Consider the following 24,829-nt stretch of genomic DNA (forward strand, 5'->3'; position numbering starts at 1 on the left):
GACCCGAAGTTCAAGCGCGACGTAGCGAAGAAATATAAAATGACCGTGTTTCCGGAAACCAAGGGGGCCTTTGTCGTCGATCTGAAGGGGACTTACAAGGCAATGGCAATGGGCCACAAGTGCCTCACGCAGTGACTCCGGCGGGCAAGGTCTATAGCGAGGTTTTTGAAAAATAACGACTTTTATGGAAGTCAGTTGGCGGAGCGCCCGCCATACTTATGTCCTCCATCGTCTTCTGATGTCCACCAACCTATTGTAAATAGGTGATTTTCTTTGACCAACTGTCGTCCATTGACGTGACGCCAGAATACACCATAAGTACTACGCCTTCTGGATCCACCGCAGCACATTGTCCTCTATATCTACTAACCTTTCCACACATTATAATGCTCTAAACGCACGCGATCATGGTGTGCGGGTTGGGAGGACTATTTCATGGCAAAGCCAGTGTTAGTACCAGTCGGCCCGGATTTCTCGCTGTCGGCGGCAAGTGTCGACCTGAACCTGAAAGCACACAGAGTCCAACTCGAAGAGAACGTCCCGCCGAGCGCGACAGTCACCGACGAGGCCGCTTATTTCGCCGGCGGGACCGCGGTGACAACAGATTTCACGTACACCGGCATCTGGTTCGGTTCGGACTTCTCAGACCGAATGATGGGTGACGACTTCGGCAACCTTTTTTTCAGTGGCCTCGGCAACGATTTCCTGCACGGCGGGGCCGGGGATGACTCCCTCAGCGGCGGTATCGGCGACGACACCATTAACGGCGGTCACGGCAACGACACTATCAGAGGCAGTGACGGTAATGACATCTTGAACGGTGGGGCTGGCGATGACTTCATCAGCAGCAGCGATGACAGCGGAGCTCACTCCTCTCCCGGTGACGACACCGTCAACGGTGGGGCCGGGAACGACACCATCAGCGACGGTCGTGGGAACGGCATCCTCAACGGTGGGGCCGGGAACGACATCATCGGCGGCGGCGAGGGTAACGACACCATCTACGGCGGTGCCGGCAACGACACCATCCGCGGCGACGGCGGCAGAAGCCTCAATAGTAACGGCACCGACATCATTCACGGCGGTGCCGGTGACGACATCATCTACGGTGATGAATTCCTTCCATCCGGCAGGGACAACATCCTATTCGGCGACAAAGGCAACGACACCATCATCGGTTACCTTGGGAACGACACCATCGACGGCGGTGCCGGCAACGATATCATCGACGGGGGTGACAATGTCTTCGGAGGTTCCGGGAGTGATACCTTGACGGGAGGCGGCGGAAACGACACCTTCATCTTCCACGACGGGGTAAAGGACACGATAACAGATTTCAAGCACGGCCAAGACAAGTTCGACCTTAGGGACACTCACGCCACCTCGTTTCTGCAAGGTGTCGATTTCAACTCGGCACAGTCGGCCCTCGATTACCTCGACGCCAACGAAATATCCGCCGAGGGCATGGTAGTAAAGGTCATCGACGGTTCTGCCGGAGCCCTCATCGGTTTCAGCGACGACGCCGGCACAATCGACCTCGACGTGTCAGTGGGCGCGAGGGCAGCAGCTCTCATAACCGATTCAGACTTCATCTTCTAACCCAGAGTGAGGGGCGGCGCACAGGTCGCCCTTCTCCGACGGGCTCGGCGGCGTGGACAAAGTCTCCAACCTGTACTTCATCGGCGACAGCACTCATGATGACTTGTTCGAGGCAGCAGTCCTTCGGCCTTGAGCGCATATTCAGGCAAAGTTTAGGGATTCCGTCCCTCCCGGTTGCAAGACTATCTGGATAACCGCGACGTAGTGGGAACCGACGAAGCCGCCATCAAAGCGCGATGAACTGGTGATTGCCGACCGCACGTCAGGTGCCCCTCGACGAGGCCGACCGCCTGAGCATACGCTCCGCTGAAAGCTTCACGGCTCCCGGAACTGAAGCAAGACCATGCCCTACCGACGCGGCGAGCGCGGGCGATTGCTGCAGCGCGTCGGCATCCTTATTTTTTTTAGCAAAATTTTTGATCACCCTTTGCAGAGGTTAGTCTGCATCTTTGCTAAAAGCCGACCGGTCCATCGCGGGGGTGGTGGTGGGTAGGTTCCACACGGTTCGCAGGCAATCGAAGGGCAGGTACCTGCGAACGCATATGCTTGAACTCGGAGGGACTAGGGGGGGAAGGAAATGGGGAAGGAGTACAACCAAGCCGTAAAGCCAAGTGTTTTCAGCTGGATAGGACGATAGTTGGCGGAGAGAGCGTCCGCCAAGAATAATTCTCATGCGTTCTCAATATTTCTCAAATTAAACTGCAAGCCATTGAATTTTCGATGGGTACTATCCTAATGTGTCTCACAAGTTGACTTTTTGTCCCGTCAAATCTCACCCCTCAGTTGGGGCCGGCGTTGGGGCCGATAGTCTTGGCAGACGGTTTAGGATTAAAATGCATGGCGCGCGCACTTCACAAATTGTCGGTACGAGCCTTCGGTGCAATCGATAAACCTGGGCGGCATGGTGACGGTGGCGGACTCTATCTCAATGTGTCAGGGGATGGGCGCCGCCGCTGGATCTTCCTCTACAGGCGTGAAGGCAAGCTGAAAGAAATGGGGCTCGGGAGCGCTCGCGATGTAACGCTGGCAAAGGCTCGGGAGGCGGCAAGCGCAGCGAGGGCGGTCTTAAATGCCGGCGGTGATCCTCTTCGTCTGAAACGCGCCAAGGAATTGGAAGCCGCCAACCCTTCTGCTGACGACGCCACTCCTCTATTTGGGGTGTTCGCAGATAGTTTGATCGAACAGATTAAAGGCGGGTTTCGTAATGCGAAGCATGTTGCCCAATGGAAAATGACCCTGGGTGACACTTATTGCCGAGCAATAAGGAAGATGCCTGTCGATCAAATCGCAACCGCCGATGTCCTGGGTATCCTTCAACCTATCTGGTTGTCTAAGGCCGAAACCGCCGGTCGAATTCGCGGTCGAATCGAACGCGTTCTTGATGCCGCCAAGGCCAGCGGATACCGTGAAGGCGAAAACCCTGCCCGCCTTCGCGGCCATCTAGCCTTGCTGTTGCCAGCAAGACCAAAACTGCAGCGTGGTCACCACCCCGCGATGCCTTACCCTGCGGTGTCCGCTTTTATTCAATCGGTTGGAAAGCTCGACAGCATATCGGCCGACGCCCTCTCGTTCCTGATCTTGACCGTGGCGCGAACCGGTGAGGTCACGGGCGCCACTTGGCGGGAAATCGATGCAGCTGCAAAGATTTGGACGGTGCCTGCGGAGCGAATGAAGGCGGGCAGGGAGCACCGTGTACCGCTTTCCGATGCCGCAATGACGTTGCTGCGTCGAATGGCAGAGATCGCGCCAGAAGGGCCTACCAGGGCGGCGGCATTCGTATTCCCGGGCGCGAGGTCAGACCGGCCATTGTCAGTCATGGCGATTGCAATGTGTTTGCGCGGCTTGGACCCATCCGCAACCGTGCACGGCTTTCGTTCGTCATTTCGTGACTGGGCTGGAAATGAGACGCGTTTCGCCCGTGAAGTTATAGAACAGGCGCTTGCACATCGTGTCGGTGATTCTACGGAATTGGCTTACCGGCGGTCGGATGCCCTCGATAAGCGCCGCAAGCTCATGGAGGCATGGGCTGGATTCGTAACAGCAAAGCCGTCTGCAAATGTCGTAGCATTTCCAATCAATGCAACCGGTTAGGCAAAAACTTCGCGATGCGTGACGGCATAATCTGTCAACGCAGGCGTTTGCAATTTCGAAACATCGTGGGAACCCATTTCTCAGAATGTGTATATGTATCCCATCCAGTATCACTCGAATGAAGGATCTGGAAAATGGGCCTCGAAAAGAAGTTCTACACGGTTGATGAGATCATAAGTCTCACCGGTAGCAGTCGTGCAACAATTTACCGTCTTCGCGGACGTGGCGTTATACAGTTTCGCAAGTTTGGCGGACGCACGGTTATTCCTCGCCTAGAATTCGATCAATATATGGACGATTTGCCGATCATCCCGGCCGAGGCGCAGCCTCATCCCGGCCGCGTTAAAAGCCGCGCCTGAAACGCAAAACCCCGCCTGGCAGGGCGAGGTTCGCATTCTCATAATCAGGTAAGCAGGCAATGGCATTTCATACCCAAATTGCGTCTTCCAAGCAAGTCGCTGGCGACGTTCATAGTGTTTGCGAAACGCAAACACCCAACGTCAATCCGTCTGGCGGATTGCGCCGGCTCATCGCCTCTGGCGTGGATCTATCCGAAGAGCAAGTCGCGGCGATTCGGTGTTCACAGGCCGCCGACATCGATCCGAACATCCCGATTACCTACGCTTGGCCCACGGCCGTCGAAGTTCTCCGAGGCGGTGGCCTGCACATAACCGGGATCACGAAATGCAGCCTGTGCAGGCGACTGCATTTTACCGGGCTAAGTGCCGATCCGTTGAGAGTCCCGGAATGCAGCGATGGCTTTCCGCCTTTTCATGGCGGGCGTCGAAAACCCGGCCTAGTCCGCGTCGTGCCTATTCTTGACGTTTTGCCCGACGAGATAGTTTTCGAAATGAAGGCGCCCACCGCAGATCTGGCTACTTTCTGTAAGATCGCGCTTGAGACGGTGGAGCGTGAGCCGGCCGCCTATGCCAGTTTGGCCGCCGATGTTTCCGAGCTTCGTAGCTTGGCGGTCTATCGGCGCACGACGCGCTGGCGTCGTTCCCACAGCGAGGCAGCTTTTGCTGCGCTGGTGCGTTCGAGGGTACTGGAAGAGCGGATTTGCATCATCGCGGAGGGGTCGGACCTACCCGAGCCGCAGCGGACGTACAGCGCAAGGCGACAGGCGCTCGCACAGTTCATTCGTGGCTATGGTCCGGGAAAGATGCGCAACCGGGTCGCTCGCGCGCTGTATGCCGCGCTTAAGGCGGCGGGACGTGGTGAATTGTGATGGACGGCAATCGGCCGGCCCCCGACGACTATTCTTCGGAACGGCCTCAATTTAAGAAGGAGCCTGCTTCACGCCGTGGCGCCAGCGGTGCCGCCGGCAAGCCCCTTGCGGTGTCAGCTTCGCCATTCGTTTGGGTTGAGCCGAGTTTACTTCCGCATCGTCAGTGGCTTTATGGAAGGCATTTGGTTCGGAAGTACGTGAGCGCAACCATCGCGCCTGGCGGCGTCGGAAAATCGACGCTCGGCATGGTGGACGCCGTCGCGATGGCCTCCGGGCGCCAGCTTCTGAACGACAAGCCTTTTGGCCCGCTTCGTGTCTGGTGTTGGAACGGTGAGGACGATTCGGACGAGCTACGACGGCGTGTCAGCGCTGCGATGCTGCACCATGAAGTCGACCCTTCGGAACTAGAGGGGCGGCTTTTCCTGGATAGCGGCCGCACCACTCCGATCAAGATTGGCTCAATGCAAAACGGTGCAATCGCAATCGCGACGCCGGTCGTTGATGCTCTTGAGGCGGAAATAAAGCGGCTTGGAATCGACGTGCTGATAATCGATCCATTTGTGTCCGCTCACTCCCTTCCCGAGAACGGCAATGAAGCGATGGACGCCGCCGTAAAGGCGTTCGCATCAATCGCGGACCACACAGGATGCGCCATTGATCTTGTGCACCATGCCCGAAAACTCAATGGGCAAGACGCCGATATCGACTCTGCTCGCGGAGGCTCAGCAATCGCAGCTGCCGTGCGCGCCGCCCGGGTTCTCAACGTCATGGGGGCAGATGCCGCGAAGGGCTTCAACGTTTCGGCCGCCGACCGCCGAAGCTATGTCCGTGTCGATGACGCTAAAGCTAATTTGGCGCCGACACGAGCGGCACGGTGGATACACCTTGTCGGCGTTCCGCTTGGCAACATCGCCCCTGGAAGAGAGGGCGATTGGGTCGCCTCCTGCGAATTATGGACTCCACCAGACGCGATGGCAGGAATAACGCTTGATCACCTTTTGGCGGTGCAACGCGAGGTCGACGGAAAACAATTCCGCGAGAATGTCCAAGCCAAAAATTGGGTGGGACACGCGGTCGGAAAAGTCCTTTCGCTCAATAGCCGCGTCGAGCCGGAGAAAACGAAAATCAAGGATCTGATCCGAGCATGGGTCAACAGCGGAGCGTTGGAAGAGGCGATCATTCAGGACGCACAAAAGGGCCGCGATGTTAAGATTTTGGAGGTCGGAAAATGGGCGGATCGCGAATGATTTCCCACCTTGAAACGTGGGGTGGGAAACGTGGGAAAGTGGTGCAAATCCTGCTCACCAAACTCACCCCACCCCACCTTCTTATAGGTGGTGGTGGTGGTGGTGGGGTGCTCGGCGGGCCGAGAATACGGTGGGGGCTTTGACCATGCTTGATCGTGGAGCGCGTCCGACCGGCCACCGTCCCTCCTATGGCGATCCTATTGCACCGCCGCTCAACCGGGCCGGAATCGAGGAAGCGCTAGCCGTCATGCGCAAGGTTGCGGAACATTACACCGGCACGGATGCCGGCCGTGCCTTCGAGGAAGCCGCTACCCTGTTATCCAAACTTGAGGCCATACCCGAGCGCGGCGGCGCGAAACAACATGAGCGCGGCCTTCGGCTGCGCTACCTAAGAACCTCTACGCACTACGCTGCGAAGACCAAAACAGTCAGGGGGTTTGTAAGTTCATTTCGCGCCGACGCTGATCACTATCTGAAAAATCACAGCAAATACGATGACCCGCGAACTGGCCTGCCACGCTTCGAGCCTTGGCTTTCCGTGGCGCGCGTCATCGAGCTTTGCGGTGGCGAAATTCCAAGCGGCAATACAATACGCCGCGATGTTCAATGATTTCAATGGCTTATAAAAACACGGGTCCTTCCCAGGCGGTGCCAGGGTGAGGGGAGCGCTGCATCGCACCTTTTCACTAGCGACAGAAATCTAGGAAAGCATACCTATTCTGTTCGTTGTGAATATTGCCAGGCGCCGGTCGGCTAAAGATTTCAGCTACTTGATCGTGTCGCACATGAGCTCTTTCGTATCGGTGGCCCACGATCCCCATGGCGATGGGCCAGGTTTCACAGGCACGGTGCTCTTCGAAAAGGAAACCGCACCGTGACCCAATCATTTTCAATGAGCCGTTTGCGCAAGATCGTTGCCGAAGCCAATGCCGCGTTCGCAGCGTCGCGCCAGGTGACCGAAGATTTTCGCAACGCGAAGTCAGTCGTTATCGGCATCGAAGCCAGGATCAATCCGCAGACTGGGTCAGGCTACGAGACGAAAAATTGGGACCGCGAACCGAAGGACACGTGGCCCGCCGAATATCGCAAGGCCCGTGAAATCCTGGCCGAGGCCGAGGCCGCCGTCGAGCGTCAGCGTGAAATCACGCAGCACGCCGGGCGAATAAGAGCCCGCGCCATCGAATTCGCGAGAGCAAGTGGCATCGAACTTCCCGCAGATTATTGAGGATCAAACTGATGGCAAAAATCATTGAGAAATTCGCCGGCCTCTTCGACAAACAGCGCCGTGCCGCTCGCGAGATTTCCGACGCAATCGAGGGTCCGCGCGTCGAGATCATGGCGCTGAATGAGAAGCGTCGCGAGGTCCAGGCCGCCCCGATATCGCCGGCCGAGGTTCAGGCGCGCATCGAAGAGACCTTGTCCGCCGCAGAAGCGGATACGCAAATATTTTTTCATCCTGACGCGCTCATCACGCCTCCCAACAGTGGAGTCGTTACCGATGCGCGCGTTGCGGAAGCCTTCACGGCTAAGCCGTTCGGCATGATGCTTGTTCTCGGCTTTCGCGAAGAGATCACTGAGGCCCTCACAGCAGCCGCAAACAAAAAACTTGCCGGGCGCGGCCGTGCCTACAGTGCCGAGGAGCGGGCCAAGGAACTTGCTCGCATCGACGCAGAAATCCTTGAAGCCGAACGCGACGAGGAAAAGCTCTGCCGATTGGCCGAGGAGGCCGGAATCTCGGTTGCACGGCGCGCCGATGCAAACATGGAATTCATTCTTGCGGAGGATCTATAATGGCTCTCAACCCGATTCTGGCCGCACTGACCTTTGCGTTGTCGCGCAAAGAGAAGCCGACTAGCACGACGCCCGTCCAGCAAAAGCGGCGATCCTCGACCTCAACACGCCGGGACTCGGTGAACCCGCCGTTCATGTCGGCTGGCTACCTGCCTACGGCATTTCGCGAAAATCCGATCGATGATCCAGCCGTTGAACAGAAACGCGCGGCGAGCGCAGCGCTTTGGCGCAAAGCGATGCGTCGGGAGCAATCGTGATGGCGAGTAAACCAACAGATCGAGCTTCGGCAGCGGCGCTTTCCGCGTTCAAAGCCAGTGTCACGACGGGCACTTTCAAGGCCATCGCTGCGGCGGTGCAGGAGCGCAACGTCGCTGCGGCAGCGGTACGGGAGCGCGCCAAGCCGGTGCCAGTTGCCGAGCCTGCGAGGGATTGGCAGTCAGTGAGGGTTTGGCGTCCAATGATAGCACGCAATCGTGACGGAGGCTTGGTCAGCCCCTCGGAGCGAGCGGCAGCAATCGCCGAAATCAACCGCATCGCCGATGGCGGCAAGCCCTATGCTGGCAAGACCAGCGATGCGTGACCTTCCTCATCTTGTGGCAGCCATATTCGGCACGGCGCACGCAATTCGAGCCGATAAGCTCGACATCATCGTCAACGCAGTCGCCGCCAGGATTTACGAAGGCCAAGGCATGCCAGCGACGGTGGTTGCTCCACTGCGTGAGTCAATCAAGTTCGGCACCAAAGCCTTTGCGCGTGGTGGGTATTATCTTGGGGCCGGGACCGGTGTCGCCGTGCTTCCTATCCTCGGCACGCTTGTGCGACGCGGTTCCTGGCTCGCATCGGAGTCCGGCTTAGCGAGCTATGATCGCCTTACGGACGCTTTCGCAGAAATCGCGATGTCCGATGCGGTGCGCGGCATCATGCTGGAAATGGATACGCCTGGCGGCGAGGCAAACGGCTGCTTTGATTTTGCCGACTTCATCCGAAAAGCCAGCGAAGCGACCGGCAAGCCCGTTTGGGCGCATGTCAACGAAGTCGCGGCTTCGGCCGGGTACGCCATCGCCAGCGCGGCGGCTCAAATTTGGGTGCCGACCACGGGCGAAGTCGGATCGATTGGCGTCCTAGCCGCGCACGTTGATCAATCCGGCGCGGATAAAAAGGCCGGATTGGACTGGACGTACATCTTTGCCGGCGAAGAAAAGGTCGATGGCAATTCGCATGAGCCCCTGTCTGATTCAGCGCTTTCTGTTCTGCAGGCTGATATCGACATGCTTTACGGCATGTTTGTCGACCTTGTGTCCCGCAATCGAGCAATGACCCCAAAGGCCGTGCTGGCGACCAAGGCCCGCATGTTCCGAGGCAAGAATGCCGTCGCCGCTGGCCTGGCTGATCACATTGGCACTCTTGACGAGGCACTTGCTGCGCTCTGCGCCGAGGTAGCCACGCGATGATGGGCCACAACGGAGGGCCGGCGCTGGACGACTTTCGGCCGGACGAATTCAATCTGAATGACCGGCATGGTGCCATGGCCGCGCTTGAGCGGGAACGCCGGGACCAAAAATTGCTCCTCGTAGATATGGAGGTTCTAAGCGGCGTGTCCGCAAACACCTTCCTGGCTTGGCGAGGTGGCCAGCGCGACCCGACTCTCGGATGCCTGGTCGCCCTCGCGCAAACCCTTGGTTTTGACGTCTTGATGGTCCGAAGGAGCAACGCTAGCAGATCAGATTGCGGCATGCTTCCGGCGGTTTCAAAGGCGGCTCGACTACAATTGACGCCTGAGAATCGAGGCGTGTCGTGACCGGGAAGCCAGTAGCAGAAGCCGCCGTAAGGCTATCGCTAATCGACCGGATCTCCGGGCCGATTAAGCGGCTACAGGCGCGCCTCGCCGCTCTTAGTTCCCGTCTTGGCTTCGACCGCATCGGCGCGTCCGTGGGACGCCTCGGCAGGGCCATAGGCGGCCTTGGCGATGGCCTGGCCCGAACGACCGGCCGCCTATCTTCATTCGTCGGACTCCTTGGCCTTGGCGGTGCCGGTGCTGTTGCTGGCGCCTATGCGCTGGCGAAGAGCGCTTCGGACCTCGGCAGCGAGATCGGCGAAGCCGCGTTCAAGCTCGGGGTCGGCGTCGAGGCGCTACAGGAATACCGCTTCGCCGCCAAAATGAGCGGCATAGAATCGGAGTCCCTGACCAAGGGAATTCAAAAGCTCGGGATCAACGCGTCTGCCGCGTCTCGCGGGAACAAGGCGCTTGCGAAGGACTTCAAAGCACTCGGGGTTGTCCTGAAAGGGCCGAACAAACAGCTTCGTTCGACCGAGGACATTCTAAACGACACGATGACGGCGCTCGCCCGCGTGAAAGATCCGCTTCGCCGCAACGAGCTCGCGTTCAAGCTCTTCGGCAAGTCCGGTGTTGATCTCGTCAAGATGCTTTCGGATGGGGAGAGTGGCCTTCGCGGCATGCGAGAAGAGGCCCGCCGGCTCGGTATCATCTTGAGTGACCGCGCAACCAAGGCGGCCGATAAATTCGGCGACAACCTTGATTCTCTGCTCCTTCGCGTCGAAGGCCTCAAGCTGTTCCTCGGCGTCCAGCTTTTGCCGGTCATGAACGAAATGATCGAAGCGACCACGAAGTGGTTTGACGCGAACGCAACCTTGGTTCGGTCCACTATCTCGGATTGGGTCAAGACCTTCGCGGGTGTCCTTCGTGACCTCATGAATCCGGCGTCGGATATCCGGCAGGAAATCAGCGGCATCGCCGAAAACTTTACGGCCTTCCTGGCCGCCATCAAACCTGTTGTGGATTTCCTCGGCGGGCCGATGCAAGCGACGCTCATTGTGCTCGGTACCTGGACGGCGGCGCCGCTCATCACCGCTCTAACGGCCGTTGGTGCCGCCTTTGTGACCCTTGGCATCACCATCATGGCGACACCTGTCGGATGGTTCCTTGCCGCCGTGGCGGCCATCGCTGGCGCCGCCTACCTGATCTATACGAATTGGGATTCCATCGCGAAGTTCTTCGGCGAGTTTTGGGATTATGTCACCGGCCTGTTTTCGTCCGCCGTGGCCTACATCGCGTCGATTCCCGCGAAGCTCTATGATGTCGGCGCCGCCATGGTGGACTCCATCTGGCAAGGCCTGAAATCGAAGTGGGGCGAGGTCGTGGCGTGGTTGAAAGGCGCCGTTGCGGACCTCATTGGCTGGCTTCCCGAAAGCATCAAATCCAGGCTCGGGTTTGATCTCACCACGTTGTCCCCGAATGCGGCGGCGGGCGATGCCGGCGCCAGGGTTGGCGGCATGGTAAAGAAGCCGCCAGCGGAGCAGCGGCCGGCGGCGGCGCCAGCGTTCGCCCCGAGCGTGAAACCAATGGAAGACGTGACCGCCGGGTTTACGGCGGCCTGGCGCGACCTCATGAAACCGATAGGGGATCTCGGCAAAGCGACCGAGAAGACGGACAAGGTCGAGGCCGGCACCGTTACCACGCAACGCGTGGACATCGCCGAGCCTATCATGGTTCACCAGCCGCAGGCGGTGAATGCACAGCTTAATGTCGGCGGCATCACCATCAACGTGCAGGGCATGACGCCGGCCGAGGCGCAAGGCATGGTCACGCGCGCCTTGGCTGCGGCGCAAGCCACGCATGCAGCTAATCTGCAGTCCAGTCTGTCGGATTGATGCAATGGAAGCGGATGGCGGCGACGCATCCCTGATTTTTGGCAACGATCCAGAGAACATGGTCACGTTGTCGATCATCGATGTACACGTTCCGGTGGTTCCCCTAATCGTCACCCCAGGCGCCGGAGTGGCGGCAACCGGCGTCGACTTCGAGGCATTTTCCGATTCAGGACAGAAATTTATAGGCCACTTGTTCACGTGGCAGTTGCCCGCTGATGTTGCCGCCATAGTGCGCCAGTCCTGGGCTGTGAAGCGGCGCCTATGCATCACGGCGGTGCGCACGGAAGACCCGCACGCTTCGGGTAGGCTCTGGCTGTCCGGCACGATTCATCTATCGGGCGACGAGCCGCGCATGCAGAGTACCACGAGCAGGCACCTGCACTGACTATTCGCCCCTGGTGATTCTAAGTCTTCGTTTGCATATCGCAAACATTGCCCGGTGAGTTTTTCTAATCCGTTTGCGCAACACAAACAACATGAAAAAACATCCCTGATATCGCTTAATACACCGTGCCACAGCGTGCGATTTCTGTTGCGTTATGTATGAGGTTAGTTGCAGATTGCGTGAGCCGGTGAATGGGGAAAACACTCACCGGCTCTAACCGAAACCGAAGAAGGACCTTCGATAATGGCACCCCTACAAACTACAGAACTGCCCGAATTCAGCAAGTTGATCTTAGCCGTCGCCAAGCTCGCTAAAGCCGGTCAAGACCGCGAATTGGTTGGCGTCATGACTGGCGGCACATACCGCACGCGCGGCGGCGTCACTGTTGGCCCGCTGCGGCCGTTTCGCGACGAGGAGGATGGCGCCCATACCGATGCCGTGGGGAGGTCCGCCTGGTTCTTCGTGGATGGCGTCGGCGCCTATGACCGCTACGGCTGCATCCTGTCCGGCGCCCCTGGTAGTAGCGAACTGGATTGCGTCTCGGTCTGGGATTGTCGGCCCCTCCTAGAATTTGCGGCATGAGGGAGCGGGCGCGCGAAATGTCCGGTGTTGATCCTATCCGCGACCTCCGAATCGCCATCACCGGAGCACGCCGGGCGATTGCGATTGCCGAGCGCGCCATTTCGAACGTTGCCGAGAAGGCGGAAGCGCTGTCGCACGCGGCCGAGCGAGCGAACGACTTTAGCGCGGTGGCCTTTGCCGCCACCGGCGAGGTGCTTCTAACCGTTGATGACGTCGCAAGCGTTCTGCACGTCAGCAAGCCCACGCTCGCCCGCTGGCGGGTGCTCGGAACCGGCCCCGGCTACGTCAAAAAGCAGGGCCGGATTCTTTATCGGGCCGAGACAATCGAAAATTTTGTGACTTCGAAAGAGCGCATCAAGACGCGCGACGATGATCCTGCGCGGTAAAAGCCGGCCCACATTCGCAAAACGATGGGCCTAACTTCCGACGCATGGTGTCCCTCGAAAGAGGAGCACAACGAATGCCTAATGCAATTTACGAGAACGGTGACGGCGGCGTAGAGGTTGATCCGACTCTCGCATCCGGCCTTCGCGGTTACCACGGCTGGTCGATGGTGACGGCTCTAGTCGCCGATGGCGAGCGCCGCGTTCGGCGTCTCGTTGACTGGACCGGCGGCGAAGGTATCAAGCCTGATGTTGGCGGCTACATCGGGCCGCTCGGGCTGGTTGTAGACATCGCAGATGCTACCGACGACCGTGGCACTAAGGGTGAAGACGGCGAAGGCCTGCCGGGGGCTCCGGGGGCGCCTGGCGAGGATGGGGCGGACGGCAAGAGCCTATATCAGGTTGCCGTCGATAACGGGTTTGTTGGGACCGAAGTGGAATGGCTGAACTATTACGTCAATGAGATCGCGGAGGCCGCCACGGCCGAGGCAATTGATGCGCGTGACATAGCGCAGGCAAGCGCTGTCATATCCACTGACAATGCTACGCAAACAGCGGCCGACGTCGATGCCTCAAATGCTGCGCTAGCTGACGCCGAAGCGGCAAAGGTGGTGGTCGAAGGACTGGCATCGGCGTTCATCATCGCGGAGAACACATTCGCCACCAAGGGTACGGCCGAAGAGTGGTCACCAATCGCCGCGCCTGACTACATCAGAACGGCAGGGGCGCTCGCGCCCGCCGATGGCGGCGGCACCACATACATGAAGGGAACGGGGCCAGGAGGGTTCACCCTCAACCTGTCCGGCGGCGGAACGCAAGATTATAAGCCTGGCGATATGCGCGGCGTCGATATCCGCGTGTTTGGCGCAGGGCCGACGAAGACGGCGACGGAGAATTCAGCGCGTATTGCCTTAGCCATGACCATGGCATCGGAAATTTGGTTTCCGCATCTTCCCGCAGGCGAGCACATCAACATCAACGAAACGATCGTTGTTCCTGATCACGTAAAGGTGCGGGGTTCCGGTTGGGCTTCTCGCGTGCGCCAAACCGTCCGTGAAAAGAACATTTTCGAAGCCGGGAATTTTTGCAGCTTCGAAGGGCTTCACCTTATCGGCGATGGTGGAATAACCGGCGTCGCGTTCGAAAAGATTAACGGGATTTATGCCTCCGGTAAAACGGGCGTTCTCGTCCAGAGCTGTTTCGGCGAGAAGTTCGAGGGCTGCCCCGTCCACCTTCGAGGCTGTAAAGACTACAAAATTCTGAACAATACGTTCTTTGCAAATCATTGGGGCGCGATTGCTAGCTCAGCCGACATCGTAGTTTATTCCGGCGTGGTAGCCGGCGAGCGCGGGCAGATCATCGGCAATAGCTGCCTGTCGAACAACTCCCAGGGCATTTTCGTGGATGCGCTGGGCCACGATGCTGACGTTATCGTTTCCAACAATAACGTTGTTACGCTCGACCCGCTGACATGCGTCGAAGCTGGAACCTGGGTCGAAGCGCCAACGGTCGGCGTTGCTCCATCGATTGTCAGGCGTCGGCACGGCATCGTCGTGGGATATCAAGCCAGCTCGGTCGGTGGACCTCGCGCTCTCGTCACCGGCAATATCTGCCGCAACACCAAGTGGACCGGCATTTACAAGCAGGGCGGCGGCGAAGGCGGCGCGTTGATTGTCGGCAACTTCTGTAGCCTTAACGGATGGGAGCTGGGGAATTCGCTTAGCGGCGGGATCTACGTGACCACAAGCGGCAATGACATCGTTTCGGGCAATCTCATTCGGGATTTCCAGAACACCGGCAGCGCTTCGGGTGGCATCACGATTAATGCAACCGTGGCCCCGACGACGCCGACAAAGGTTCATGGAAATACAATCCTGAACAGCATGGGCAAAGGCATCGCGGTCGGTACGAATTCGGCTTACGTCGACATTGAGGATAATACCGTTGTCGGTTCATCTGGCATGGACATCGACATTGTAAACAACAGCAATGCGACTACTGGCGGCCACAAGATCAGTGGCAATAAAATCAAGCGCACAAGCGGCAACTCTGTTCCTAGTATTCGTGTAGCGACAGGAACTACCACGAATATTACGACCGTAGATGGAAATTATATTGAGGGATTCGACAGGGCTAATGTAAGCAACCAGAACGCCGGTATTACCACCACAACCCCGATGGTTGTTCGGGTGCGGGGAAATCATATAAAGAACTTCAACGTCGCTTTCAGTTCGACAGCTTATTACGCGGCGGCGTCCCGCCTCTTCGATGTGGTGCTCGCGGATAACTTTATTGACGATTGCACCACGGGTTTCGGCGTGGCCGGAAACAACAACACGACTGTCGTCCCAATCGTCGGCAATCGCTTCACTAACGTTACCAATAAGACGGCAGCAAGCATCGGCTACGCGGCGGGCGGCATCAAGTGCGGGTACATCTGCCGCAAAGACAACGACAGGCTTGTTGTGCTTGAACTGGCGGCTGCTCCTACGGTCGGAACATGGGCTGTCGGTGATCGGGTCGAATTTACCGTGGCGCCAGCGAACGGCGCCCGAGACGCGATTTGTATGGTCGCCGGTAACCCTGGCACATGGGACACGCCGATATCGATTTCGATACTGACGGCCGACGCCGCGAAACTCGACATCGATACCGCACAGAACGTTTTTGCCGCCGCACAGGACGAATTGACCGTTGCCGCTCTGACGACCTACGAATTCGAAGCGCAATATGTCATAAGCCGCGCGGCTGGTGCGGTGTCGCGCACGTTGTCCGTGCTGTTCGGCGGAACAGCGACCTTTACCAGCATCGACTATACAGCCGAAACCAGTAGCGCAATCGGCAACGTCCTGGCGCCGAAATCGGAAATCGTCGGCAACGCCGCAACCGCCTTGACCGTGACCGCACCAAGTATCGAGACGACCGAAAATATCCGGGTCAGATTGCGCGGGACATTGCGGGTCAATGCGGGCGGAACGATCATCCCGCAATTTCAATTCTCGGCCGAGGCGGGCGGCGTTCCGACCGTCAAGCGGAATTCGTTCTTCCGCGCCCGGCCAATCGGGCTGAACACGATGCTTTCACAAGGCAGTTGGTCATAAATGATCCGATACAGCCTTGCCGATATAGCCGCGCGAAAGGTCAGGCGTCCGCGCGGCCAAACGAATTGTGTTGCCGAAGATCGATCCTAGTGGAAGTCAATCTTTTTTGACGGCTGCGCGGTGAGGCTTTTGAGACTGATGAGCGCAGGCGTGTCGATCTTCGATGCTATGCGCCGGGCGAGTTCCCGCAATTCGAAAAAGCCGTCAATACTCATCAGGCTCAATGGTTGGCCTGACGAAGTATCCCACCGCAAAGGTGCTTTGTCTTGCCTGTACGAAGATCCGTTCATCTCGCAAATGGCGTCGTATATCGCCTGTGCGATCAACATTTCGGCACGGATACGCTCTGCGTCTTTTTGGCTATTCACGAGAATTTTCCCCCAAACCCGCGTTCCCCCTTAGTCGGTTTTATTGGGCGCCGCTAGATCACGCGGATGTGACACGTCGGATAAAATCGATTGATATGGCAGAGGGAGATCGTGGCGTTGAATGGCAATATGCGCAATGTATATTGGACCGATGAGCACTATCGGCTACCCCAAGAAAGAGGCCAAGCGTTGATCAACCCGCTTCCGGATCCCGAGGTCGCGGACGAAGCGCCAAGCGAGCCCTACCTCACCCCATACGACCATAAACGCGTCGCCACGTATATGTGGCTGCTGGACGCCGCCTACGACGACGAGGATTGGCGCTGGGTTGCCAGGACTGTGCTGCATATCGATCCCGATAAGGAACCGGAGCGGGCGCACCGAGCCTGGGTAACGCATCTCGAGCGAGCCCGCTGGATTCTCAAGGAAGGGCACAAGTTCCTGTTCCCGAGCCCCACGACTCACTAAGGGGTCTGTCCCGTTAGGGCCGAAATTGGGGCCGAAAGTTGATGCCGACGAAATATCGAGTTAAATCAATGGCATATGGCGGAGAGAGCGTCTTTCGATTTCACGCCCATGGCACTGAAAATGTTAAGCTATTCGTGCTGTTTGTTACACAGTTTGTTACACAGCTAATGGGGCAGGAAGAATGAAGGGCGCTGCAAACATGGTTTCTGCAGAGCTTGTCGAAGCGCGCGAGTTTGCAAACAGGCTGCGCGAAAATCTGCCGGCTCGTATCGACGCTGCCGCTCTAGGCGTTTGGTCCAAAGCACCATTCCAATTGCTGTGCGCACGCGAAGCGCTGATCTGGCGGAGCGAAGAGCTGGCGCGCAATGCATGCGATGCTCTTGAACGCGAGGACCTGAGCGTTGCCGCCCTTCTGACCCGAGCGCTTACCGAGAATGCTGCCCTGGTGTGGAAACTCTGGGAGATTCTCGATGCGCGGCATACCCATTCACCGCAAGACCTGAACGATCTGCTGATACGGCTGCTCGTGGGCTCACGTAAATGGCCGGACGGGCCACAGGCCATGCAAATCTTGAGTTGTATCGACCGCATGGACAAAGCCGTACGGGGGGTGCGTGCCAGCTACGATAGCCTGAGTGAAATCGCACATCCGAATTGGTCCGGCGTCGCCGGACTATATTCTAAGCCCGACCCTCCACGGTATTTGACAGATTTCGGACGCGGATTGAGGGATACAAAGGGCACCGTCGACATGATCGCCAATGCGCTGCTTGGCTCGCTCGGCTTGTTCGAACTTGCGTACAATCGAATATCCGAAGCGATGCCGGAATTCCTGGCGGAACTTGAACCCATTTGATCAAATGAACGCTCCCAGGTCGCAAGCATGGATCACGAGCAAGCGCAGAAGTCCTACGGCACCGATCGAGCGCAACTCGTCTACGGAAGGCGCCCCGACGGGACATTCGCTCATATAGGCGAGGTCGCGCGCGGGCTGGCTTGCGGCTGCGTCTGCCCGGCCTGCAATGGGCAACTGGTGGCCCGGCTGAAGGAGGATCATCGGGTGGCGCATTTCGCCCACCACGATGTTGAGGCCTGTGGTGGCGGTCCGGAGACGGTTTTGCATTTGCTGGCAAAGGAAGCGTTTCGCAGCAATCCGAAGCTGATCCTGCCAGAGCGGCTTGGGCTCGATAACAAACGCCTGGTGATGAAGCCCAGCCTTGAGGTCGAAACCGAATTTCTTCGGCTCGAGTACAACGATTCCAAGGCCATCATTCCCGACCTCTATGTTCGCGCACTCGGCTATGACCTGTTCGTCGAGGTCGCCGTCACCCATTTCGCGGACAGCGCCAAAATCCAGCGCCTCAGGGAACACAAGATCCCCGCCGTCGAAATCGATCTGTCCAAGCTTCCGCGTGACTCGCTAAGGGATGCCATCAACGATGCGGTGCTGAAAACCGCAACTCGTCGGTGGCTTTATCATCCAGGCATCGAAGCTGCGCGGGCCAAGCAAGACGCAGATGAGCTCAAATGGCAGCAAGAACGGGGCAGGCGTGAGGCTGCCGCGACGGCCAAATACCGAAGCCGGGTCGAGCAAACAGCGGCAGCATACAGACAGGCATTGGCGAACCCGGTCGGCCGAGACTTCGTCGTCCCACGCGAGCTCGAGCTTCAAGCGATCGGTCTTGCAAAGTTTGTCGGCCGCGACGTCCCGGGCTTCGCCTGTTTTTCCGAACCGCCGGCGGTATGGCAAGCCATCATCCTGGCCGAGGTCTTTCATGATCGCTGCCTCGGCAACGCCCCGTGCAAAGCCGTGCCGATCGTCAACCATTTGGAAAAACGCCGGCTGATCCAAAAAGCCTTTCTGCGTGTGTCTGGCGAGGTGGCAGACGATGTCACCGCGATCGATGCCCGTTTCGCCCCGGCCTGGAAAGCGGTCGACAATTATATAAAATATTTGCTCGGTGAGGGTGTCCTTATCCCGCAACGCTTCGGTGTCATACTCGCCCCGGCGTTCGCTAAACAATGGAACGCGAGGACCCTGGCTGTAAACCAAAGAACCGCTTTGATTCAGGAGACCGTGCAGCGGGTAGGGTGGATACTTGGCGAGCTTCCCGAACACGAACGAGCCGGCACAACGGTCGAGCAGTGGCTGCAATCGGTTCACCAGGAATCCGGTTTGACGTATGACAGGGCGCTGCGCTCGGAGGTCGGGGCGCCCAAGATCATCGGCGAAGTCGAAACTATTGTGCAGATGCTGGAAGGAAACGGGCCTCTTTCCTATGGGAATGCAGGGCTGCCTATCGGCCATGCGATTTCCCGCCGCAAAGCCAAGATGGAAGAACAGGCCGAAGAACGCCGCCAACGGCAGCTGCTGGAAACAGGTCGCCTTCGTCACTCGCGGCGTGATCGTTTATGCGTCGATGCGGAAACGGAGTTGAACGGCGCGGATCGAAGCGCGTTCCTGCACACCAAACGCGCGGACATGATGCCGGTTTGCGAAAATTCGGGGGAGCGTGCATAGAAATTGCCGATGAGCAGGCATTGCTCGACCGCATCGCTGGCGCCTTATTGCGCCGAAGCCGTCTTACCCGGCTCGATCGACCATTGTTGCGAGCGGATCGGATTACCTACTACCGAACGGATGCCGCCGTGGCCGAAGGGGTCGATATCAAGAACCCGACACACCTTCCCTTTTTGAAGCGCGATACCTACGCTGCGGAGCAGGAATACAGATACGTCTTTGCCAAACGGGGAGGTTACGAACTCAATCAGGTCATCGTGAACAGGCTTCATGAGCGCAACGCCGACATTGGTAAATTGGAGGCTGACCAGATTACGGTTCGCATCGGCTCCATCCGAGATATCGCAAGACTGAGAGCCGCCTGAGCCATCATTTGCATAGGCTGGAACCTTTCACGCAGAGTTACGGCTTTCGTCACCACCCGGATGGGAGTTTGTGGTCTGCACAATCCCTTCGCCGTGCCCTGCGATCTCAAGTGCGAGATGCCGCGACGTCTAGTTGAGGCCGGCGAACCATCCGAAGCCTTTGGGCATCGTGTCTCGGCGGTAGGGAAGCTTGAATCCGACGCCAGCTTCCGGCGCTTTGTAAAAAGTCCTGCCAAGATCGGCAAATCGGCCAACACGCTCTCGGCGATATCGCCAATGTCGTCAAAAAGGGCTGTATTTTCCCGGGCCCCGTACTTCGCCCATATGGATTGGTGCGCCTGATGCAACCGTTCAAAGAATGGTCGAAATCAATGGTCTTCCAACCCCGGAAAAGTTGACGCAGAAATTCAACGCTGCACTCAAGGAGCTAATGCTCACGCCAGGCTCTCACTTCATGGACAAGAACCGTGACTATCGCGACTTCTCCGCGACCATTCGGGCAATTCAACGGATGGTGTCGGGCGAAACCCGCGTGTCTGGCGAGATGATGGTCATCGTGAACATGCTGCTGCGTCAGCATCGCCGGCTCAAGGAGAATCCCGATCTCAAGTGGGAGCGCAATCAGCACGGCGCCTGTTGGGCGACGGTATTTCACCTCAGACGCGCGGCCGTTGGATCCCCTCCTGCAGCCGTGGGCAGAGCCCCAAGGACTACAGCCCGCCTTTCGGTCGCTGGCTCGACTCGCTCGAGGGGCGAAGACCAAGGCTCTTGACAGCGGCGTGGCCGGGTAGACAGTGTTAATCTGCGCAGTAAAGGATTCTGCGAAGCCCGGCAGTCCTTGTCGTCCATCTAGCTTCATGACGTCGGAGCTGCCTGTGCGCACGAAATCGCGCCAGTAGCGCACGACATCGTCGACCAGAATTTGCTCGTTGGCGCTCAGGTCGAGCGAGCCGTCATCCGGATACTCGAATGCACCTATGAGGCCGCTTGGTTCCTGTACCATCGCATTCGCCTTGCAATGGCGTCTGGCGACCTCTCGCCGCTCGGCGGCAACGGCAAGACTGTCGAGGTTGACGAAACCTAGATCGGCCGCCTGACCAATACCCCGGTAACTCGTGGCACCGGCCACAAGAAGACCGTGGTTACGCTTGTCGAGCGCGGCGGTCGTGCACGCTCTTTCCATGTCGATACCGCCCGCATCGCAACAATCATGCCAATCGTGCGCGCCAACACTCGCCAAGGAAAGCGCATTGATGACGGATGAGGCTGGCGCCTACCGTCGCGTGGGCCAGGAATTCGCCTCTCACGATTTCGTCACGCATTCCAAGGACGAATACGTTCGCGGCACGGTCCACACCAACACCGTGGAAGGCTTCTATTCGATCTTCAAGCGCGGCATGAAGGGCGTCTATCAGCATTGCGCAGAACACCATCTGCACCGCTACCTTCCCGAACTCGATTTCCGCTATTCAAACCGGATTGCAATGGGCGTTGATGACGGCACCCGCGCTTTCATCGCCTTGAAGGGGGCCGCCGGTAAGCGCCTCACATCTCAGAGACCTGCTTGACGAAAAGCGGACGCATTTTCGGAGGCCGCTACAGTTAGAGTTGCCGCCTCTGGCGGACTGCCAAACGGCGCCGGCCTTGACGCGGACTCGCGAATGATTCATGATGTATGCAGGTGACGCCCGTCGCCTTCTTTACCTACCCCTTAGGCGGCTAACCTTGATAGGGGTAAGAACGGCAATGAGAGCAAACGCTCTCCCACCGTCCAAAGCGGAACCGGATATAATTCCGGACAGCCACCGCTTTAGGCCACGAACATACAACCATTGTCATACTCCATGAGTTGCTAGGTGAAAGCCTAGCGGCTCTTGGAGCGCTTCATTGCGCCCCAAGCTATCAAAGACGCTTGAAGCTTGGGACAATGAATGTGACGACGGGCGCCAATGTCTGTATTGCAGAGAATCAACCGTTGGTCAAGATTGTTTCAACCGGGTTGGGCATTGCTTGGTTTATGGCGGTTTGCGCATATCTGAATGTCTTTCTTGGCTTGATTGTTCTCTTAATGTTCGCTCACCAATCAATCGCGCCGATTGCATTCTCGCTTGATGTAGAGTAAACAAGGACTCATGAAAACGAACCCGTCCCTTTCCGACGTCGCGGCACGGCGTGAGCAACTCGAAGCGGAAATCGAGGCGCGAAAGCTGGAGCTGTCCGAACTGGCCTTCGCGGAGCGTGTTCTTAAGCGCTTAGGAGAATACATGCCGCCTGTAAGGGTGGAGCCAGCGGGGGGCGGCGTAACGCTAAACAGCGTCTCAAGGCCCATTCCGCCTAGGCCGCCGCCCCCACCTCCACTTCCGCCGCTGAAGGTTGAAGCCTATACCGTCGACCCCACCAAGGAATCTGTGGAGAGCTTGATACTTATCGTGTTGGGAGCCAGCGATAGGGTCTGGTGGACAGCGAACGAGTTGCAGTCAGAACTGACCGTTTTGAAGGGGGCCGAAGTGCCCATGTCAACGATCAGTCCCACGTTGAGCAATATGAAAGGGACACGCAAGATTGTTCGCGATGGAATGAAGGTGGCAGACCCCAAGCGGGCCGGCTGGCAGACGGATATAGATGATTTGATCGGCGTCGATAAGGACAAGACGCAAAACGAGAATGGGGAGGCGAAAGCCTCCCCAGAAACCGGAGAACTTGCAGGTTCTCCAAATGACAGTTCCGCTTGATCCGGCGGCCAGACCCGCCACTGGACAGTTGCCGGGAGACTGGAGCAAACCCATGCTCCACTTACCGCACGCGGCGGGCTATTCCCAACCGCGCCTCATAAGATAGAGTTTGGGCGGGGATCACTCCCCGCCCATTCGTTTAGCATACGCACGAATCGGAGTCTATATTCCTATGTCTAAGCCAGCAGATAAGCCGCAAAGTTCCGAGAGGCCGCGCGCGAACTGAAAACCGATTAGTCGGACGCTGCCTTCGAGGCCGTGGTCAACAAGATCGCGCACGCGCCGAAGCTCACCAATGAACAGATAAGGGAACTGGTGCGCCGGAAGCGCAAAGAAGGCGATCGCTAGGAGATCACGAAATCGGCGTGCGCCCTCAACTCGCGTCGCGCGCCCTTATGACCAAGGCTGCATAGCATCACTTTGACGCCTTCGCGTCGGACAAACTTGAACGCCGGTACAAAGTCACTATCACTAGTGACCACGACTACTGCTCGAACCATGTCTCTTAGCGCCAAGCGCGCCATGTCTAGGCCGATACGGATGTCCACGCCCTTCTGATTGATGTCTAGGGCAAAGTCCCCATCCACCAGGTCGCGCGACTTCTTGATTAGTTGGGCGGCCTTTGCAGGCTTCAGCTTCCAGTGGAAGGGCGTCAGGCGCGTTTCGCCCATACGAAGCGCAAACCCTTCTGTAAGCTCCAGTTGGTCATAGAGACTTTGCGCGTGTCGCGCTCTGTCGGTCGCAGCTAACGGATGTTCGGCTCCGCTTACTGGCAACTTGACGGTCTCCAGCGACGGCGGAGCATCATAATAATAGATACGCATAAGCTCATAGCTTGCTAGATGCGCGTTCGCGCGGATTGCATCACACAGGGCGACGACATCCGCTGCTGTTGGGGGGGGTCCCAAGCTTTTCGCTCAGCTTCCTAGTGACGAAGCCTCCGTCTAGGAGAATGGCGTAGCGAGCTTGTAGCATCTATAAAACGGAACCAGCCCATCCAAGTACCGCGATCGCGGAAACTTATCGGATGGGCTGGCTCACTGTTTATCTCGTTGCCGCCGAAGCGGCTTGTATGGGGTTTAGGAGCCGGCGGTTACCAAGTCAATAACACCGATCGGATGCAGACAAATAAATGTCCCAATAGCGTTAAGCGCTCAGCCAAAGCCTATGTAGGAAGCGGTAGCGCCTTCGGAAAGGACCTCCCGGCCTATTTTTGCCTGTAATCGATTATAGCGCAGCTACTACCCTACGGCTGGGTAGCGCAGTTCTAGCCCCTTTCGCAGCCTATCCCGTCGTGATCGCGGTCGAGATCATAGATATCTGCACCTACGACATTGACAGGCCCGCCTACATACGCTGGGCCATTGCCGGATCCGGATGAGCAATCGACATCGCTGGCTATCGGGACGCAACCACCCGTGTAGTTTGGATCGCAGGCTTGCTCGGCATGAGCGCAATCAATGAGTGACGTGACGCAAAGAGCGACAACGCACAGACGACGAATGGCCATGACTGCCCCCCGGCTTTTACACCCAAGAACACCTTAGAGACACAGACCTGCCAGCGCAAGTTCGGTTTGGTTTGACCTTACAATGGTTCGTCCAGACTCTATTGCGCTGCAACGTTATCCGAAAAATAACCGCAAAGCGGACTCTCTGGAGTCTTTCTGCTATCCCATGCATCCATGGACATGTCTAGTTCAAGCCCGAAAGACCTGTGCAGGCTTTGGATGTCTTGGTCCATCCGCCTCAACGCGGGCGGTTGATCGCGGTTCAAATCTGGAGGGCGAACGGCCTCGCTTCCCGCGGCGAAGTGTGACCGATAGCCGATGCCTGGCCGTCTTTCGCGAAGGGAGCCAACGACTGGTAGACCGTGGAGAATCATGGCACGCTGAAAAAATAGGGGTTGTTAGCGGCTAGATGCTCGATCTCTAGGTCCTCGGTTCTGGTCAATGGAGCCGGTCCACAAATGGTTTGGCGGACAGGGCGTCTTTCGACTTGACGCTTACGTCCTTGAAAATATTGAGCTTTTCGCGGCATTTGTTACACAGTCTGTTACACGGCTACAGCGTTAATTTAAGCTCTCGGCATCTGAGCTCGCGCGCCCGAGCATCGACCTAATCCGATACTGACTCGGGCATCGTTGCTCCCGGAGCTTCAGCATAGTCTCGCAAAAATTCCCAAGCCGCTTCGGGGCTGACGAGTCTGCGAAGCCGACGAGCGATAGGCAATACCGAGACGCAGACATTACGTGACGGCACTTGATATTGCAGTGCAGCAAGCGTAGAGCACCGCCCGCT

The 24,829-nt window shown here is 57.8% G+C and carries 25 protein-coding genes and 1 pseudogene; 24 read left to right on the forward strand and 2 right to left on the reverse strand.

From position 1 onward, the window contains the following. Positions 1 to 435: 435 nt before the first annotated feature. From EOC93_RS02275 to EOC93_RS02350, 16 genes are all read left to right on the forward strand, one after another. A complete protein-coding gene (locus EOC93_RS02275; protein WP_095488463.1) occupies positions 436 to 1,599 on the forward strand; it encodes a calcium-binding protein in 1,164 nt (387 codons plus the stop codon). An 837-nt stretch (positions 1,600 to 2,436) separates the two neighbouring features. After that, positions 2,437 to 3,690, forward strand: a complete 1,254-nt coding sequence (locus tag EOC93_RS02280; RefSeq protein ID WP_127203746.1) for a site-specific integrase — start codon at positions 2,437 to 2,439, stop codon at positions 3,688 to 3,690. Positions 3,691 to 3,824: 134 nt separating this feature from the next. Next, on the forward strand, positions 3,825 to 4,049 hold the full coding sequence (locus tag EOC93_RS02285; protein ID WP_127203747.1) for a helix-turn-helix domain-containing protein: 225 nt from the start codon (positions 3,825 to 3,827) through the stop codon (positions 4,047 to 4,049). A gap of 59 nt (positions 4,050 to 4,108) precedes the next feature. Next, complete coding sequence (locus tag EOC93_RS02290) at positions 4,109 to 4,918, forward strand: hypothetical protein (protein ID WP_127203748.1); 810 nt, start codon at positions 4,109 to 4,111, stop codon at positions 4,916 to 4,918. After that, on the forward strand, positions 4,918 to 6,165 hold the full coding sequence (locus EOC93_RS02295) for an AAA family ATPase (protein ID WP_127203749.1): 1,248 nt from the start codon (positions 4,918 to 4,920) through the stop codon (positions 6,163 to 6,165). Before EOC93_RS02290 ends, EOC93_RS02295 begins: the two co-directional genes overlap by 1 nt. 139 nt (positions 6,166 to 6,304) lie before the next feature. After that, complete coding sequence (locus EOC93_RS02300; RefSeq protein ID WP_127203750.1) at positions 6,305 to 6,775, forward strand: hypothetical protein; 471 nt, start codon at positions 6,305 to 6,307, stop codon at positions 6,773 to 6,775. 264 nt (positions 6,776 to 7,039) lie between these two features. Further along, positions 7,040 to 7,390, forward strand: a complete 351-nt coding sequence (locus EOC93_RS02305) for a hypothetical protein (protein ID WP_127203751.1) — start codon at positions 7,040 to 7,042, stop codon at positions 7,388 to 7,390. 110 nt (positions 7,391 to 7,500) lie between these two features. Further along, complete coding sequence (locus EOC93_RS02310; protein WP_127203752.1) at positions 7,501 to 7,956, forward strand: hypothetical protein; 456 nt, start codon at positions 7,501 to 7,503, stop codon at positions 7,954 to 7,956. Next, the gene (locus tag EOC93_RS02315) at positions 7,956 to 8,213 is read left to right on the forward strand and encodes a hypothetical protein (RefSeq protein ID WP_127203753.1); all 258 of its coding nucleotides are present in this window, start codon (positions 7,956 to 7,958) and stop codon (positions 8,211 to 8,213) included. Before EOC93_RS02310 ends, EOC93_RS02315 begins: the two co-directional genes overlap by 1 nt. Further along, positions 8,213 to 8,536: a hypothetical protein gene (locus tag EOC93_RS02320; protein WP_127203754.1), complete on the forward strand. Its 324-nt coding sequence runs from the start codon at positions 8,213 to 8,215 to the stop codon at positions 8,534 to 8,536. The genes EOC93_RS02315 and EOC93_RS02320 overlap by 1 nt, the downstream gene beginning before the upstream one ends. Then, positions 8,529 to 9,407: a S49 family peptidase gene (locus tag EOC93_RS02325; RefSeq protein WP_164759019.1), complete on the forward strand. Its 879-nt coding sequence runs from the start codon at positions 8,529 to 8,531 to the stop codon at positions 9,405 to 9,407. Before EOC93_RS02320 ends, EOC93_RS02325 begins: the two co-directional genes overlap by 8 nt. A 343-nt stretch (positions 9,408 to 9,750) precedes the next feature. Then, positions 9,751 to 11,625: a hypothetical protein gene (locus tag EOC93_RS02330; protein WP_127203756.1), complete on the forward strand. Its 1,875-nt coding sequence runs from the start codon at positions 9,751 to 9,753 to the stop codon at positions 11,623 to 11,625. Between the two features lie 4 nt (positions 11,626 to 11,629). Next, entirely contained in the window at positions 11,630 to 12,010 is a 381-nt protein-coding gene (locus EOC93_RS02335; RefSeq protein WP_127203757.1) for a hypothetical protein, read from the forward strand. 345 nt (positions 12,011 to 12,355) lie between these two features. Further along, positions 12,356 to 12,592, forward strand: a complete 237-nt coding sequence (locus EOC93_RS02340) for a hypothetical protein (RefSeq protein WP_127203758.1) — start codon at positions 12,356 to 12,358, stop codon at positions 12,590 to 12,592. Between the two features lie 17 nt (positions 12,593 to 12,609). After that, a complete protein-coding gene (locus tag EOC93_RS02345; RefSeq protein ID WP_127203759.1) occupies positions 12,610 to 12,978 on the forward strand; it encodes a helix-turn-helix domain-containing protein in 369 nt (122 codons plus the stop codon). Positions 12,979 to 13,052: 74 nt separating this feature from the next. Beyond that, the gene (locus tag EOC93_RS02350; RefSeq protein ID WP_127203760.1) at positions 13,053 to 16,076 is read left to right on the forward strand and encodes a right-handed parallel beta-helix repeat-containing protein; all 3,024 of its coding nucleotides are present in this window, start codon (positions 13,053 to 13,055) and stop codon (positions 16,074 to 16,076) included. Positions 16,077 to 16,162: 86 nt separating this feature from the next. Here the strand turns inward: EOC93_RS02350 and EOC93_RS02355 are convergent, their stop codons facing one another. Continuing rightward, positions 16,163 to 16,444, reverse strand: coding sequence for a hypothetical protein (locus EOC93_RS02355; RefSeq protein ID WP_127203761.1), 282 nt, complete (start codon positions 16,442 to 16,444; stop codon positions 16,163 to 16,165). Between the two features lie 111 nt (positions 16,445 to 16,555). Between EOC93_RS02355 and EOC93_RS02360 the strand changes: the two genes are divergently transcribed. The 8 genes and pseudogenes from EOC93_RS02360 to EOC93_RS02395 all read left to right on the forward strand — a co-directional run bounded on the left by EOC93_RS02360 (position 16,556) and on the right by EOC93_RS02395 (position 22,530). Further along, entirely contained in the window at positions 16,556 to 16,912 is a 357-nt protein-coding gene (locus tag EOC93_RS02360; RefSeq protein WP_348627583.1) for a DUF2285 domain-containing protein, read from the forward strand. Positions 16,913 to 17,093: 181 nt separating this feature from the next. Beyond that, complete coding sequence (locus EOC93_RS02365; RefSeq protein ID WP_127203763.1) at positions 17,094 to 17,768, forward strand: hypothetical protein; 675 nt, start codon at positions 17,094 to 17,096, stop codon at positions 17,766 to 17,768. Between the two features lie 27 nt (positions 17,769 to 17,795). Next, entirely contained in the window at positions 17,796 to 19,433 is a 1,638-nt protein-coding gene (locus EOC93_RS02370; RefSeq protein ID WP_127203764.1) for a hypothetical protein, read from the forward strand. 20 nt (positions 19,434 to 19,453) lie between these two features. Then, entirely contained in the window at positions 19,454 to 19,798 is a 345-nt protein-coding gene (locus tag EOC93_RS02375; protein WP_127203765.1) for a hypothetical protein, read from the forward strand. A gap of 358 nt (positions 19,799 to 20,156) precedes the next feature. After that, positions 20,157 to 20,570: a hypothetical protein gene (locus EOC93_RS34385; RefSeq protein WP_206532208.1), complete on the forward strand. Its 414-nt coding sequence runs from the start codon at positions 20,157 to 20,159 to the stop codon at positions 20,568 to 20,570. A gap of 180 nt (positions 20,571 to 20,750) precedes the next feature. Next, positions 20,751 to 21,366 (forward strand): annotated as a pseudogene (locus tag EOC93_RS02385) (IS1595 family transposase); the annotation flags it as partial. A 359-nt stretch (positions 21,367 to 21,725) separates the two neighbouring features. Next, positions 21,726 to 21,920, forward strand: coding sequence for a hypothetical protein (locus tag EOC93_RS02390; protein ID WP_127203766.1), 195 nt, complete (start codon positions 21,726 to 21,728; stop codon positions 21,918 to 21,920). 10 nt (positions 21,921 to 21,930) lie between these two features. Then, on the forward strand, positions 21,931 to 22,530 hold the full coding sequence (locus tag EOC93_RS02395) for a hypothetical protein (protein ID WP_127203767.1): 600 nt from the start codon (positions 21,931 to 21,933) through the stop codon (positions 22,528 to 22,530). Between the two features lie 344 nt (positions 22,531 to 22,874). Here EOC93_RS02395 and EOC93_RS02400 read toward each other — a convergent pair whose 3' ends face one another. Continuing rightward, positions 22,875 to 23,354, reverse strand: a complete 480-nt coding sequence (locus EOC93_RS02400; protein ID WP_127203768.1) for an NYN domain-containing protein — start codon at positions 23,352 to 23,354, stop codon at positions 22,875 to 22,877. Positions 23,355 to 24,829 lie beyond the last annotated feature (1,475 nt).

It is taken from the genome of Mesorhizobium sp. M6A.T.Ce.TU.002.03.1.1 (assembly GCF_003997275.1).
GTDB classification, from domain to species: Bacteria; Pseudomonadota; Alphaproteobacteria; order Rhizobiales; family Rhizobiaceae; genus Mesorhizobium; species Mesorhizobium mediterraneum.